Source organism: Segatella copri, assembly GCF_026015465.1.
In the GTDB taxonomy this organism is placed as follows: domain Bacteria; phylum Bacteroidota; class Bacteroidia; order Bacteroidales; family Bacteroidaceae; genus Prevotella; species Prevotella copri_E.
In genome coordinates, this window is the sequence record NZ_JAPDUQ010000001.1 from 505,430 (window position 1) to 519,297 (window position 13,868).

A 13,868-nucleotide genomic window follows, 5' to 3' on the forward strand; every position below is an offset into this window, starting at 1 on the left:
ATTAGTTTATGCCAATTATTAGAAAGAATGACGTCGTTACAGAGCGTCCAGTGATTATTGTACTTTATGGTACTCCAGGTACCGGTAAGACATCTTTGGCTACTACAGCCAACAGTCCTTTACTCATCGACACCGACCGAGGCTTTGACCGTGCCGTTCAGCGTCCAGACATTGTTGTCACGGCTTCACGCTGGGAAGACATCTATAATGCTGAGGTTATCGGTTCTTATGTTGTTGAGGATGGCAAGCAGGTTTGGAAGCCAGGTTTGATCAGTGAGTGTAAGACCATCGTAGTAGACACAGCCAAGGCTATGCTCGATGACTATCTCAACGCTTTTGCTATTCAGCAAGACCCTAAGCTGGGAACTAACTCATTGAAGCGATATGGTGTGATGGGAGAATTGTTCAAGCAGTTTGTCGGCATTCTCCGTTCAAACAATTCAGACATCATCTTCATCTGTCACGACAAGGAAACACAGGAAGGAGACTACATCAAGCATTCTCCAGACTGTACAGGACAGAGCAAAGACTTGCTCATCCGTATTGCGGACCAGGTAGGTTACATCTGCAAGGAGAACGGCAATCGCGTCATCAAGTTCGAGCCACAGGACAATCGTGTTGGTAAGAATGTTGCAGACCTGCAGGACACTTGGATTCCAGCTTACGGAACAGAGGAGTTTGACACTTGCATGGCAGACATCATCAAGAAGGTGAAGAAAGCCATCGTGAATAAGTCCGATGCTCAGGCTAAGGCGCAGGAAGCCGTTGATGATGCTCGAAAGAAGCTTGCAGCCGTGGAGACTGTAGATGATGCAAATGCTCTCATCGAGATTGCCCACGGATTGAACAAGATTCATCAGAAGGCATTCATGAATCAGATGATCAAGGAACTTGCTGTCAAAGGCATTGACTTTGACAAGAAGGGCAAGAAGTTCGTCAAGCACGAGGATGCAGCATGATGAAGCCTTTGATTAGAGTTACCCAGCTAGAGAGCTTCAGACGGTATATGTCTGGCGAATATGCTTATGTTACAGAGCAGGACGTTATAGACAATATCACTAAGAAGTTTGAGGGCAACGATTACACAAGAATAGGAACTGCCTTTCACTCCATCGTGGAGACTGGCAGTCCCCATTGCTTCAAGGAGCCGGAAGGTGTTCGTCATTTCACCTATTATAAGAAAGATAAGACAGAACCCGTTCCAAAAGGAAGAAGGTTCGTCTTTGATGAAGGTGAAGCGATTCTCGACATTCCACAATGCAAGGTTGCTTTGAAATACAGAAATGAGCATCCTGGCGCCTTTCATGAGGTTCGTGAATATAAGGATTTCGGCAATGCCGTTATCACGGGATGTGCCGATATGATTGACGGACTAGAGATAAGAGACATCAAGACTAAGTACGGACCGGTATCAGACAAAGACTATATAGATAGTTGTCAATGGCAGCTTTACCTAGAGTTGTTTGAAGCTGATGTGTTCCATTTTGACTTGTTTGTCTTTGAGGGCTACAATAAGGATAAGCACAAGGGAGACGTGAGAGGTCTTAAGCTTACCCCTTATGAGCCAGCAATCACTTGTTACAGATATCCAGGGATGGAAGACAAAAACCATGCATTATTGCGTGACTTCCTCAAATGGGTAGAAATGAGAGAATTATTACCATATTTACCATTAACAGAATCAGATGGCTAATACAATGACAGGAAGGGTATTGCTCATCGGCAATGTCGAGGAAATACCCAGCAAGAGCGGTGGAGAGCCGTTTAAAAAGAGAATCGTGGTTCTTAACTGTACGCACTCGAACTTTGGAGAGGTGTACGAGAACTACCCAAGTTTTGAGTTCAGCGGAAAGCATGTAGATGATCCTGCTGATTTTGCAGTTGGCGAGATTGTTACTATATCTTTTGCTCTTCAAGGTACCAAGTATCAGAAGAGTGCAAATGACCCGGTAAAGTATTTCAATACCATTTCGGGTTACAAGATAGAAAAGTATCAGAGAGGTGGCCAGACGCAGCAGCAAGCACCTCCACCACCGCAGCCGCAAGGAGTTCAGTCACCGGCACCGCAGCCGGACAAATATGATGATTTGCCATTCTAGTTATGATTTTCAATCTCAACAATGACAAGGACAGGGCAGACTACAAGGACTATTGCAATGGCCTTTACATGGATGCCTTGAAAAGCGGAAAGGGTTTTATCGTGGAGGTGAAGAAAAAGCACCGTCCACGTTCCCTCGCCCAAAACAGCTATCTGCATGTGTGCCTTCAGTATTTCGCATCAGAGTTCGGCTACGATGAAGAATATGTGAAGTATAACATTTTCAAGCAGATAGTGAACAGAGAAATCTTTGCGAAGCAGAGAACAAACAGAAGAGGACAGCCTGTAACTTATTGGAGAAGCACGGCCGACCTTGACACAAAAGAATTAACAGACGCTATTGAGAAGTTTCGGAACTATTCAAGTATGGTTGCAGGGTTGTATATACCCGAGCCTAATGAAGAAGCAGCCTTGCTTGAAGCTCAGAAACAGATAGCATTATATGAAAAGTATTTATAATTATGAAATCAGATTTGAAAAATTATGTTCCTGAGAACATTGAGTTTGTATTGGAGGAAGGTGTAAAAGACATGTTCCCAATGGAGTTGGACTTCCTTGCTTTGACCGAGGAGAACCTTTGCGGAGAGAAGCCTTTGAAGAATAAGGCAGACATCCTTAAGTTTGTCGGAAAGCACTTCACGGCGACCTTCCCTGACAATGAGTTGGTTACACGTTTCCTCGATGAGTTCGAGAAGAAGAACATCAGAGAGGAGTATTGCACACTCGAAGAGAACGTGGTGCCAGCTCGCAAGCTGGAATTGGAGGAGGCTTTGGAAAAAGCCAAGAAGATGAAGAAAGATGCAGAAGAGGCTTATGCTTCTGTCCTTATGGAAGTAGCCAAATATGCCGCTGAGGTGCGCCAGGGAACTGTTGACATGCGTCTTAAGTCAAAGGACGTGTTCTGTATTGCTTTGGCAGGTTACTATCTCGTATATAACTGGGATGCAAATTCAGAGAAGTTCCTGCTCGCTAAGGCTTATGCCATCCCAGACCGTTCTGAGATTTGGGCTAACGAGGTCAAGAATCGCGAGAGTATGAAGGAGGTCTTCGGATTGGAGTTCCCGGAAGAGGAGCAGCCAAAAGAAGAAGCTCAGTCAGAGCAGTCTTCAGATGATGACGATGATGAATTACCATTCGGCGAGTAATGAAGTACACTCTTAGAAATTATCAAAAGCAAGCTAGTGATGCAGCCGTAAGGCTGTTCACTAGCAAGGCTGACAACAACGGATTGGTTATCCTGCCTACGGGTGCTGGAAAGAGCTTGGTGATAGCAGATATTGCCTCTCGCCTGGAAGGACCGCTGTTAGTCTTTCAGCCCAGTAAGGAAATTCTTCAGCAGAACTTTGCCAAGCTGCAAAGCTATGGTATCTTCGATTGTGGTTGCTATAGTGCTTCTGTAGGATGTAAGGATATAAACAGAATAACCTTTGCCACCATCGGGAGCGTGATGAACCATATGTCAGACTTCGATTGTTTCAAGAACATCATAATTGACGAATGTCATTATGTAAACTCGAAGTCAGGGCAATACAAGCAGTTCATAGAAGCGAAGAACAGACAGGTTGTTGGATTAACAGCCACGCCATATCGTCTTGATCGTGCCGAAGGAGGTTCCATCTTGAAGTTCCTCACGAGAGTAAGACCTAGAATATTTTCAAAGGTCATCTATTGTTGTCAGATTGGAGAGCTGCTTTCCAAAGGTTATCTTGCAGACTTGCATTATTATGATTTGACAGAATTGGATTTAAGAAGAGTCAGAAGCAATTCCACCGGTGCAGATTATGATGAAAGAAGTCTCCTCGCAGAGTATGAGCGTTGCGGATTCTATGATAAGCTATCAAATACAGTAGTCAAGGTCCTGCAGCCTAAAAGCGGCATTCCCAGAAAGGGGGTACTTGTATTTACCGCTTTCACAAAGGAGGCTAGGCAGTTGGTTGATAAGCTTCAATCACTCAGAATCAATGCCGCCATCGTGACAGGAGAGACACCTAAAAAGGAGCGTGAAGCCATTCTCGAAGGATTCAAGAGGAGAGAAATAAAGGTTGTTGCCAATGTAGGTGTGCTGACTACGGGATTCGACTACCCTGCCCTAGACACCGTTATTTTAGCACGCCCGACGAAATCTCTTGGACTCTACTATCAGATGGTAGGCCGCGCTATCAGACCTTTTGAAGGAAAGGACGGGTGGATAGTTGACTTGTCGGGAAACTATAGCCGGTTCGGAAATGTCGCAGACCTCTTTATTAGCAGACCTCCAGGAACCACGAAATGGGCGGTGTATTCCAGAGGAACACAATTAACTAATGTCGTACTAAGATGAGCGTTCTAAATGAGCTTATTGAATATAAGCAAAGAGATTCCGCATTAGGAACTGAGTATTTAACTCTCTGTCCGCATTGCAGAAAGGGAGTATTTACACAAGAACCAATTTATGTAGGAAGTTTAGCTTGCCGTTTATGTGTTGATTTTGTGAACATGACGGACAAATATGTTACATGTAAATTCAAAAGAAATGTTTCCATTTTATAAGAAAAAGAAGAAATCTCCTTCTGCTCCCAAAAAGAGAAAGAATAGTAAGCCTGATTTGGTCAAGAGACTAGACAAGGTGTTTGCGTTGTATATACGTCTGAGAGACTGCATGCCAAGCGGCATGGGACAATGTATCAGCTGCGGAAAGATAAAGCCGTACAGAGAGCTTGATTGCGGTCATTTCTTCGGACGTTCCAACATGGCCACCAGATTTGATGAAGATAACTGCAATGCAGAATGTATCGGGTGTAACAGAGTGAAGTCAGACCATCTTATATACTACCAGGAGAATCTGATAAAGAAGATTGGTGTTTCCCGATTTTCTACCCTGCGAGAGCGTGCTCATTCCATCAAGAAATGGGATGATGACGAGTTGGAGAAAATGATTAAGTATTATACTAATGAAGTAAAGAGACTGAGTTATGAGAAAGGTATCACCGTTAATCTGTAAAAAATATAAGTCCCCAGTGTTTCACAACACCGAGGACTTGAACCAATTAAAATCCTATAAAGATTATACTTTAAAGGGATTTGTTTGCAAAGGTAATGAATTATTTTCAAATTGCCAAATAAATCCCAATAAAAAAAGCCTGCTCGCCAGCAGGCTAAAGAGAAACCCATACAATATTCTTTTACAGAATATAATGGAAAAAACTTACTGCAAAAGTACTAAAAAAAATTGAGATAGCCAAATATATATCTAAATATATTTCGGTATTTTTGAATATTTAAGTTAATTCTTTTGCATATATCAGATAAAATTCGTAATTTTGCATTAAGGAGAAACAATATAGTTATAAATAAAATATTACACAATATGGAAGAGACAGAATTTCTTAGAGATTTTGAAGGAATCAAGGACTACAGAACGTTCTTGGTAGGCTTGGACAAACAGTTCAAGTCGGCAGGTGTGTTGTATCGTGAGTTTAAAATTTTAGAGGGGATGGCTTTTATCGCTTTAAAGATTAGCCCTTCTATCCACAATTTTATCTCTAAGCAGCAAAGTGCTGTTTACAGTAAGTTGCAGACAGAAGTTGACTCCCTGGCAAATAGTATAAAGCGAGGTAAGATATGCTTCATTAAGAACGAGGACTTGAACCAATAAGATTATGAAATATAATTGCATCAGAAATAGTGATTCTCCAGAAGTAATGAGAGCAAGGGTGAAGCACGGCATAGCTGCCTACGGCATCTACGTTGCTCTTATGCAAATATTGGAGGAAGACGAGGATCATAAGCTGTCAAAGGATTATTCTATGATAGCTTATGAGATGCGTGTTGATGTTTCCGTGGTGCAATCTGTAGTTGAGGATTTTGATTTATTCGAGGTTGAGGAAGAATATTTCTATTCTAAGGAACTTTCAGACACCATCGAGCAGGCAAGAAAAGTCAGCGAAGCTAGAGCTAGAGCCGGTCGTGCAGGTGGTGCAGCAAAGGCTAGAAATTTCGTAGCAAATGCTAAGGAATCTTCTAGCAAATGCCAAGCAAATGCTAGCGAATCTCTAGCAAATGCTACAAATTCTCTGGCAAATGCTACAGATATTCTAGCAAATGCTAGCGAATCTCTAGCAAATGCTAAGCAAATGCCAGAGTCCAAAGAAAGTTCCCCAAACCCTTCAAAGAATATATATTCCGTTCCTACGGAACGGGAAGATAATATAAAATTATCTTCTCCTTCTAGCGCACGCACGAGGAAATCGAAACCGAAAGAGTTTACCATCTGCCACAAGGGACGGCAAATATTCGAGAAGTATTACCAAGAACTCTATGACTCCGCCTATTATTGGCAACCCAAGGATGCAAAGGCTATGAACTCTATCCTAAAGAAGATTTCTTTTGCTAGAAGTCACAAAACAGTGCCGCTTCCGATAGATGACGAGAGCTTGCTTAAGGCATTGGAAGAGTTTCTACGTCGTATCGACAAGACTTGGATAATGAACAATTTTTCGGTTAACAAAATTGATTCTCAATACAACGAGATAGTATCAGAAATGAAAAATCATAGACAAAACGTAACAGACAATGGAAACAATACAAAGACAGGATGGAAAGCTCCAGACCACAAAGACACATCAGCGTATCGGTCGGGGTTTGGAGTTGCCGTTGGAAAATAGAGAAGTCAAGAACTTTCTTTACTATGCCTACAAACGAGAGGTAGAGAAAAGAAAAAGAACGTTCGTCTTCACTGACGAGCTAAAGGAAGCAATATCGAAAGTCGGGGATTTTCTTACTATAGAGACAAACTTTTACGGGCTGTTTATGCCCGGCAGTATTGGAAATGGCAAGACTACAATGCTAAAGGCTATTCGAGATTTGCTAGTTCATCTTGTGGACTCAAACAAGATTAGCTATTGCGAGGGTGACAAATATCCGCGATTCGTCAAGGCTAGAGATATGGCTTACATGATTCACGAAGATATAAACGAGTTCAGAGCAATCATGAACACTAAGTTTCTCTTGATTGACGATTTGGGTGCTGAGCCAACGGAGATAGTCACTTACGGAATGCACTACAAGCCGTTTGACGAGTTGTTGGACTATCGCTATGAGCAGATGCTGCCCACGATTATAAGCTCAAACCTAACGGCCATTGACATCGGACAGAAGTACGATGACCCAAGAATTGTAGATAGAATGCACGAAATGTTTGATATTTTAAGTTTTGAGGAGGTATCGTTCAGATGAGTTTAGCACAATCACCATATCAGAATCAGCCATTAGTGAATGACACAAAGGCTGAGCAGTATGTTATCGGAAGTCTTCTTGTTGATCCTACCGCATACACTCTAGTAAGCCAATATCTAGATGAAGACTGTTTTTACGACCCCATGTGTAGGGATATATGGAAGGCTGTTGATAATATGGGAAAGCAAGGTATGCCGATAGATGTCATATCTGTTTCTGCCGAGCTCAATAAGCAGAAGTCGAATGTAACAGCATTGGACTTGATGAACATTTCGGCACAGATTGCATCATCTGCACATGTAGAATATCATGCCATCAGATTGCAGGACCTTGGTAGAAGAAGAAAACTCTGGGTTGTCGGGCAGCAGCTTTCCAAGGTTGGATTATCGGAAGAGATTCTGACCGCAGACGCCCACCAAGAGGCTATAGAGAGTATCGGAGGAGTATTTGAGAAAGCAGATGGAGTGTTCACGCTCGATGATGCAATGAATAGTCTAAATGAGATAATGGTTAAGAATGCCACCGTTGGAGGTGTCACGACAGGAACCAAGACCGGTATGGAGAGATTCGATGAAAAGGGAGGTCTGCAGAAGTCTGATTTGATTATCGTTGCCGGCGAAACTTCTCAGGGAAAGACGAGCCTTGCACTTTGCATGACAAGACACGCCATCGAGAACGGAGCAAAGGTTGCTTTCTACTCTATGGAAATGACGAAGGAGCAGCTTACGGCACGTCTGCTTTCTGCCAAGACGAACATCCCGGCCAACAATATCCTCTATTCGGGCAGTCTGGCGCCAAGCGAGATAAGGATGATTGATGATGCTAGAGGCAAGTTACCCGGAGAGAATTTATTCTTTGATGACAAGAGCACGTCAAATATAGATTCTATTCTTCTTTCCATCCGAATGCTTAAGATGCAGAAGGACATAGACGGAGCCGTAGTAGATTACTTGCAGATTCTTAACGTAAACTCCAGGAGTACGAGTTTCAGCAGGGAGCAGGCTATGGGTGATGCCGCACGAAGATTCAAGAACCTCGCAAAGGAACTGAACATATGGATCATCGCCCTAAGTCAGTTGTCTAGAGATAGTAACTGCCCGGAGCCGAATCTGAACCGACTGCGCGATAGTGGACAGATAGGAGAAGCTGCCGATGTTGTCATCCTAGTCTATCGAGCAGAGTATTACAATAGAGCGTACCCTGCCCCATTTGATAATAAGGACGATTATCCTACTGACGGAACGGCTATGATAGACGTTGCCAAGGGACGTAATATCGGAACATTCAAATTTTTTATGGGATTCAACAAAAATACGACAAATTTTTTCAAGACGAATTTAATCAACGAAGATGTACAGGTGCCTTTCGAAAAACCAGAAGAAGCAGATGCACCATTCTGATAATCAGATAGTTATAAAGTACTATGATTTAGTATTTTTAACTAAAATAATCGTTGGTAAATTTGCATATATCAGAAAATTTTCGTACCTTTGCATATAGATAAAAGGTAGTACTTTTGACTATTCAGAGCCTACCTTATAAGTTGAACCAATTAAAATTATAAAGATTATGAATACAAAATTAAACTCGCTTAACGAAAAGCAGAGAAAGTTGTGGGCAATAATTTGAGAGGCATTGAATTATGAAGACACGGATGAGGACTTTAATGAATTTAAGGAAGAGGCTGAAGGTCTGCTTGCTGACGATGAGGAAGATTTCTATGTTACATACAATAGTATGGATGACTTTGATGCTTCTGATGTGATAGACCTCATTAACGCATAGTAATCATTAATAATTCGAAGGCTATGGAAGAATCTTTATCAGAGTACATGCTTCGCAGATTTTGTTCTGCTTATCCTACGGTTCCAATTACGCTTTCAAAAGTCAAGGCTTATCTTGACACGGTTGATGATTGGAGAGAGTTAGATGACAGCCATTTGGCACTATTATACAATTTTAATCTTAAAAAATAGAAAGGGAATAATTATGAGAAATTCAAATTTCAATCTTATCAAGTCTTTGGGCTATGTTGTAGTGTTGATAAGTATGGCTTCGCACTCTGTACCGCACGAATATTGGCAAAACACAGAAGACGGACTTCTGTATGGTCATGTTGGTGACAGTGAAGAAGAACACAAACTTTTAATGATGGAAGGTGCTGTATGAAATATTGTATCGAAAGAATTTGCCCCACAGGTGATGTTTCCGAAGAGTTTGGAGACTACTCCGATGAAAAGGAAGCTAACAGAAACGCAGAGCTACTAAACATGGTTGATCCATTTAATAACTATAAAGTAAAGAAAGAAGCATGAAATACCAAGAGTTCAAGAAACAGCAGCAGGATGAGTTTGGCAAGCTGCCAATGAAGGCTGCATTTGGAGACAAGCAGTTTAAGGAAATGATGGCTGAATGGGGGCTTACCACAAGTAAGGAAGACCTGGAAAAGATATGTTCCATTGGTGCCGGTGCTTATTGCCTCAAAAAGGATTACCACTTATTTCTGGTATTCGGTGAGCGTTCCGTTAAGGAATCAGAGGAGTTTCTGAGCAGCGATGAGAATTTGGTGGATGCCTTGAAATATGAATTTGGCAATCATGAGTGTGGCCTTACCTTTGAGTTTGAAAATGGTATCATCGCTTTGGGATATACCGTTAAGGAGTTTCTTTCAGATGACAGAAAGAAGAAGCTTTTTGTAAAGGCACGTAAGGAATACATTAATAGTCTGGAGGGTTAATATGAATACAAAGAATTTTGGAAACGGATATGTAGGTATCAAGATCAACAGTATTTCAGAAATAATGAAATACAATGCTCTAAAAGAGCAATTTTCTATTTGGAACGAGCATGAAGGCACTTTTGATGACGATGTCGAGGTTACGGATGACGATGGAAACGTCACTGAACGAGAGCCGACAGAAAACGAGAAGATAGAGCGTTACCTGGAAGCTTTCAATAATGGAACCGTTTTATATGCAGTTTTCCAGCTGGATTGTGGACGAGTCTTTTCCGATTTAGCTACTACATATCAGAGCAAGTATGCTATCGGACAGCAGGTCTTCATTATGAGGGACAACAAAATTGTTTCGGGTAGAATTGTCCTTATATCTCTTTCAGACTATGAAGATGACAAAAAGCTTTATGTTGATTATCATTCTAGAGATATCGGAGAGAGAATATACAATATAGTGAGTACAAATTTGTGCCCTACAAGCTATCGAAATTATTATTCTTTCAGTGAGCGCGACCGTATAGAAAGATGTCTCAAAGCAGCACTAAATAATAATTATGTTATCCTAGATATAGACAGAAACTATGTAAGTAAAAGGCTTGGAGATATATTCTCTTCAAAAGAAGAACTTGTCAAACATTTAATGGAACAATAATTATGAACGTTATAAGAGTGACAGGAAATACAAAGAACAGAATAGATGCCATCTTTACGGGCAGCAAGTATCTGTTCTTCAGCCCAGATTTCGGATTGGTTGCTATCGCAACAAGGGTATCAATGGACGATAACTATTCGTATTTCGACGTGGAGTTGACCGAACAGATTTCTCCAAAACTGATTAACAAGGTAATCGAAAAGGAAGAGGCTTCCATGAAACGTATCTGTAGAGTCAACTGCATCAATTTAGGAGAAATGCCACAGCATACTCTTCCATACGTGATAGACTTAACATTGGAAAGGAGATAGCTATGGTTGTAAAGGAAATGGTTCAGTACAAGAGAACTGCTGATATGGAAGAACTCTATCTGATGCTCAATAATGATTCAGTCGCCTACGACCTTTGGCACGATGCTGCAGAAAAGTACGCCCTGAAGATGGTAAATGGCGAGGCGGTAATGATGGAGAATGTCGCCCATGTGATGATTGCAAGAATCATCCAGTCATGTGACAGACTGATAAACTGGCGCAGAAAGATGATTACTGATGCCCTGGATATTACCAAAGAGCAGAAGGAGATTGTCGCATGGCAGTGGTTCTATAATAGTATGATGGATTTATATACTTATTATAAAGGTAGGCAAAAGTAAGGTTTAACATAACGGGTAGTAAGGACACCCACTAGTTAGATACCTTATTCTTATCTGGCAGCCGGAAAGACGGCAGCCTACCTTCTAATAAAAATATACAATTATGAAGAATATTTATCATATACATCAGTCTTCCAATTCCTATTGGGATAGCCGTTGGACTGACACAGACTATTATCTTTGCGATAGCGAGGAAGAGTACCAGCAGAAGCTGGCAGAATATACCGAGAAGCGTAAGCAAATCGAGAAGGAGTTCAAGGAGAACCCAACGGAACTTAGCAAGAGTCGCGCACTATTCTTGCAGCTCAGCAAGGAACAGAAGGTGCATGCCAGCGAATACTACTACGGTCATGAATGGTGCGGTAAGGAGTTCGATGCTTTCGGTTTCTGCTGGAGTGAGAGGTTGGAGAGAAGCACGCATTACAAGTACTTCTTGAAGCCTGGGTCTGTAACAAATGAAAGCGTAAGTTCTGCCGTTGGCAGATTTACAGGATATGGAAGTTAAACTTAATAAGATTGGAGGTGAAACATGTAGAATTAAGTAAAAATCATCGTTAATCAATGGTCGGGATTAAATAACAAACAATGTTTGATATTCTTTATTTTGCGACAGCTCGGAAAGACGGCACCCGACCTTTAAATTTAAAATAATATGGAAATAGAAGAATTAATAAAAATAGCAGAGTCTGATTCCTGGACTGTCACCGAAGAGGAATACACGAATGGGAAAGGATTGCTCTTTTCAAGACGTTCACCTGCAGGTCAAGACTTCTCGATATCAACCGGACCATTTGAAAGTGCGGAAGAATTGATCAACAGCATCCACCAGCGTTACGTAGAATTTGATGCTGACAGTGAAACATATTTATGGTTAGACAACGAGGGCCATGGAAAGAACGGAGCACCATATCGCATGAGGGATGTGCTGGAAGACATGGAGGCTTGCGAGAAAATGATTTACGACTTATTTATTTGTTATCGGGACGCTTATGAAAAGAAGTGAATTATTTATGGCTTGCGCCAATGAGTACAGTTACAGATGCAATTCTGATTGCGACAACTGTCAGTTATACCTTCGTTACTTAAAAGAAAAGGAGGATTAATCATGGATGAGAACAAAGATATCATCAATGTAAAAAAGTCTAGTATAGAAGCAGACTTCCCTATCGGTCAAAAGCTTTCTATCAATGGCATTAATTGTGTTGTGGCAAAACGAGGGAGTTGTCCAAATTGTATTGTATGTATTCCAAACGTTCATCGCGATGACGTCGAGATAACTTGCGAAGATTTAGCTTGCCTTGCAAGTGAACGTAAAGATAGAACTAGTGTTCATTTTAAAGAGATTTAATTATGAAGGTATATCTGATTTATAAAGAAGATGCCTGGCATACAAAGGGAAGCGGCGAATTGCTTAGAGTAGCCGACAGCCTTCAGAAATGCTACGCAACAGCCGAGGCTAATGGAGCTTCGGAAGAGCAACTTAAAGATTTGCGCAATATCGGGCAGAGCCAATGTAGTGGTAAAAGCTACGAGTTTAACATTGAAACATGGGAGGTAACATAATATGAAATATGACGTTTGCATTCAAGAAACTTTGAGTAAGACAATAACCGTAGAGGCAGAATCAAATACGGATGCTTGCTCCATGATTAGAGAAAAGGTTAAGAATGGTGAGATTGTCCTTTCTGCCGACGATTACACCGGTTGTAGAATTATAACGGCACAGAAAGCGTATGGAAGTGAAGACAACGAAGACTGAGTTCAGAGAACTGCTTAGTGTTCTAGAAAAAGCAGCAGCTTTTATTAATGAAAAATCCACAAGGCCCAAAGACTTTGATTTGGCTAGAAGATTAATAAGGTCAAAGGATTTGCTGGCGAAAAGGAATGGCAGTCTTCAAGGAGAAAGCGGCGATAGTCATTAACGGCATCGTGTACGTAGCGGAACCAATGGATGATTGCGAGGATTGTGCGTTTTGTACGGGCTTGGCACAATGCAGCGTAGATTTCATTTGCATCTCTATGAGAGAAGCATTCCGTAAGGGTTTTAGAGACAAGCCTATAGGTTTCAAAAAATGGAAAGGTTATGAAAGGATCAGAAACATTCAAGAAGATAATCAAGGCATATCTTGACAAGCGTGCAGCAGAGGATGAATTGTTCGCAAAGGATTACGCCAAGCCTGGCAAGAATATCGATGACTGCTGCGACTTTATTATCTCAGAGGTCAAGAAATCCGGAAGACAGGGGTTTGACGATGATGAGATTTATGGAATTGCAATTCACTATTATAATGAAGAAGAAGTTTCATTCACCAAGAATCAGAATTGCACCATTGTTACAAATCTCTCAGACCAGACCAAGGAGAATCTGGAGAAGAAGGCTGAGGAGGAATTCAAGCAAGCCAAAATCATCGAACTCCAGAAGAAGGAGTCCGCTGAGAAGGAGCGCTTGAAGAAGAAAGCCGAGGCTCAGAGAAAGAAAGATGCTGAGATTGGTCAGTTGAGTTTGTTTGATTTTTAA

The 13,868-nt window shown here is 41.4% G+C and carries 25 protein-coding genes; all 25 read left to right on the forward strand.

Going from position 1 to position 13,868, the window contains the following annotated elements:
• Nucleotides 1–8 precede the first annotated feature (8 nt).
• The 25 genes from ONT08_RS02125 (at nt 9) to ONT08_RS02245 (ending at nt 13,868) form a co-directional block, all read left to right on the forward strand.
• Nucleotides 9–959 carry an ATP-binding protein gene (locus ONT08_RS02125; protein WP_264959066.1) on the forward strand — a complete coding sequence of 317 codons (951 nt, stop codon included), beginning with the start codon at nt 9–11 and terminating at the stop codon, nt 957–959.
• A complete protein-coding gene (locus ONT08_RS02130) occupies nt 956–1,693 on the forward strand; it encodes a hypothetical protein (protein ID WP_228115316.1) in 738 nt (245 codons plus the stop codon). The genes ONT08_RS02125 and ONT08_RS02130 overlap by 4 nt, the downstream gene beginning before the upstream one ends.
• Complete coding sequence (locus tag ONT08_RS02135; RefSeq protein WP_264959068.1) at nt 1,686–2,099, forward strand: DUF3127 domain-containing protein; 414 nt, start codon at nt 1,686–1,688, stop codon at nt 2,097–2,099. Before ONT08_RS02130 ends, ONT08_RS02135 begins: the two co-directional genes overlap by 8 nt.
• Nucleotides 2,100–2,101: 2 nt before the next feature.
• Entirely contained in the window at nt 2,102–2,557 is a 456-nt protein-coding gene (locus ONT08_RS02140; protein WP_153080296.1) for a recombination protein NinB, read from the forward strand.
• A 2-nt stretch (nt 2,558–2,559) separates the two neighbouring features.
• Complete coding sequence (locus tag ONT08_RS02145) at nt 2,560–3,243, forward strand: hypothetical protein (RefSeq protein ID WP_264959070.1); 684 nt, start codon at nt 2,560–2,562, stop codon at nt 3,241–3,243.
• Nucleotides 3,243–4,418, forward strand: coding sequence for a DEAD/DEAH box helicase (locus tag ONT08_RS02150; RefSeq protein ID WP_264959072.1), 1,176 nt, complete (start codon nt 3,243–3,245; stop codon nt 4,416–4,418). Before ONT08_RS02145 ends, ONT08_RS02150 begins: the two co-directional genes overlap by 1 nt.
• Nucleotides 4,419–4,610: 192 nt before the next feature.
• Nucleotides 4,611–5,078: a recombination protein NinG gene (locus ONT08_RS02155; protein WP_264959074.1), complete on the forward strand. Its 468-nt coding sequence runs from the start codon at nt 4,611–4,613 to the stop codon at nt 5,076–5,078.
• 366 nt (nt 5,079–5,444) lie between these two features.
• Complete coding sequence (locus ONT08_RS02160; protein WP_153080292.1) at nt 5,445–5,732, forward strand: hypothetical protein; 288 nt, start codon at nt 5,445–5,447, stop codon at nt 5,730–5,732.
• Nucleotides 5,733–5,736: 4 nt separating this feature from the next.
• Nucleotides 5,737–6,741: a Lin1244/Lin1753 domain-containing protein gene (locus ONT08_RS02165; protein ID WP_264959077.1), complete on the forward strand. Its 1,005-nt coding sequence runs from the start codon at nt 5,737–5,739 to the stop codon at nt 6,739–6,741.
• On the forward strand, nt 6,650–7,312 hold the full coding sequence (locus ONT08_RS02170) for a DnaA ATPase domain-containing protein (RefSeq protein ID WP_256620370.1): 663 nt from the start codon (nt 6,650–6,652) through the stop codon (nt 7,310–7,312). Before ONT08_RS02165 ends, ONT08_RS02170 begins: the two co-directional genes overlap by 92 nt.
• Nucleotides 7,309–8,712: a replicative DNA helicase gene (locus ONT08_RS02175; protein WP_264959081.1), complete on the forward strand. Its 1,404-nt coding sequence runs from the start codon at nt 7,309–7,311 to the stop codon at nt 8,710–8,712. The genes ONT08_RS02170 and ONT08_RS02175 overlap by 4 nt, the downstream gene beginning before the upstream one ends.
• 235 nt (nt 8,713–8,947) lie before the next feature.
• Nucleotides 8,948–9,097, forward strand: coding sequence for a hypothetical protein (locus ONT08_RS02180; protein WP_264959083.1), 150 nt, complete (start codon nt 8,948–8,950; stop codon nt 9,095–9,097).
• A 204-nt stretch (nt 9,098–9,301) separates the two neighbouring features.
• On the forward strand, nt 9,302–9,481 hold the full coding sequence (locus ONT08_RS02185; RefSeq protein WP_264959085.1) for a hypothetical protein: 180 nt from the start codon (nt 9,302–9,304) through the stop codon (nt 9,479–9,481).
• Complete coding sequence (locus tag ONT08_RS02190) at nt 9,478–9,627, forward strand: hypothetical protein (RefSeq protein ID WP_153091822.1); 150 nt, start codon at nt 9,478–9,480, stop codon at nt 9,625–9,627. Before ONT08_RS02185 ends, ONT08_RS02190 begins: the two co-directional genes overlap by 4 nt.
• Entirely contained in the window at nt 9,624–10,049 is a 426-nt protein-coding gene (locus ONT08_RS02195) for a DUF7659 family protein (protein ID WP_264959088.1), read from the forward strand. The genes ONT08_RS02190 and ONT08_RS02195 overlap by 4 nt, the downstream gene beginning before the upstream one ends.
• 1 nt (nt 10,050) lies before the next feature.
• Entirely contained in the window at nt 10,051–10,698 is a 648-nt protein-coding gene (locus tag ONT08_RS02200; RefSeq protein ID WP_264959090.1) for a hypothetical protein, read from the forward strand.
• A gap of 2 nt (nt 10,699–10,700) precedes the next feature.
• Nucleotides 10,701–11,009: a hypothetical protein gene (locus tag ONT08_RS02205; RefSeq protein WP_153091818.1), complete on the forward strand. Its 309-nt coding sequence runs from the start codon at nt 10,701–10,703 to the stop codon at nt 11,007–11,009.
• Between the two features lie 2 nt (nt 11,010–11,011).
• Entirely contained in the window at nt 11,012–11,350 is a 339-nt protein-coding gene (locus tag ONT08_RS02210) for a hypothetical protein (protein ID WP_264953372.1), read from the forward strand.
• 103 nt (nt 11,351–11,453) lie between these two features.
• Complete coding sequence (locus ONT08_RS02215; RefSeq protein ID WP_153091814.1) at nt 11,454–11,855, forward strand: hypothetical protein; 402 nt, start codon at nt 11,454–11,456, stop codon at nt 11,853–11,855.
• A 147-nt stretch (nt 11,856–12,002) separates the two neighbouring features.
• A complete protein-coding gene (locus ONT08_RS02220) occupies nt 12,003–12,353 on the forward strand; it encodes a hypothetical protein (protein WP_153091812.1) in 351 nt (116 codons plus the stop codon).
• Between the two features lie 102 nt (nt 12,354–12,455).
• Nucleotides 12,456–12,698 carry a hypothetical protein gene (locus tag ONT08_RS02225; RefSeq protein ID WP_264959093.1) on the forward strand — a complete coding sequence of 81 codons (243 nt, stop codon included), beginning with the start codon at nt 12,456–12,458 and terminating at the stop codon, nt 12,696–12,698.
• A gap of 2 nt (nt 12,699–12,700) precedes the next feature.
• On the forward strand, nt 12,701–12,913 hold the full coding sequence (locus tag ONT08_RS02230) for a hypothetical protein (protein WP_264959094.1): 213 nt from the start codon (nt 12,701–12,703) through the stop codon (nt 12,911–12,913).
• 1 nt (nt 12,914) lies between these two features.
• Nucleotides 12,915–13,109, forward strand: a complete 195-nt coding sequence (locus ONT08_RS02235; protein ID WP_153080278.1) for a DpnD/PcfM family protein — start codon at nt 12,915–12,917, stop codon at nt 13,107–13,109.
• The gene (locus ONT08_RS02240; protein WP_264959097.1) at nt 13,084–13,272 is read left to right on the forward strand and encodes a hypothetical protein; all 189 of its coding nucleotides are present in this window, start codon (nt 13,084–13,086) and stop codon (nt 13,270–13,272) included. Before ONT08_RS02235 ends, ONT08_RS02240 begins: the two co-directional genes overlap by 26 nt.
• Nucleotides 13,273–13,433: 161 nt before the next feature.
• Nucleotides 13,434–13,868, forward strand: a complete 435-nt coding sequence (locus ONT08_RS02245) for a PcfK-like family protein (protein WP_254963281.1) — start codon at nt 13,434–13,436, stop codon at nt 13,866–13,868.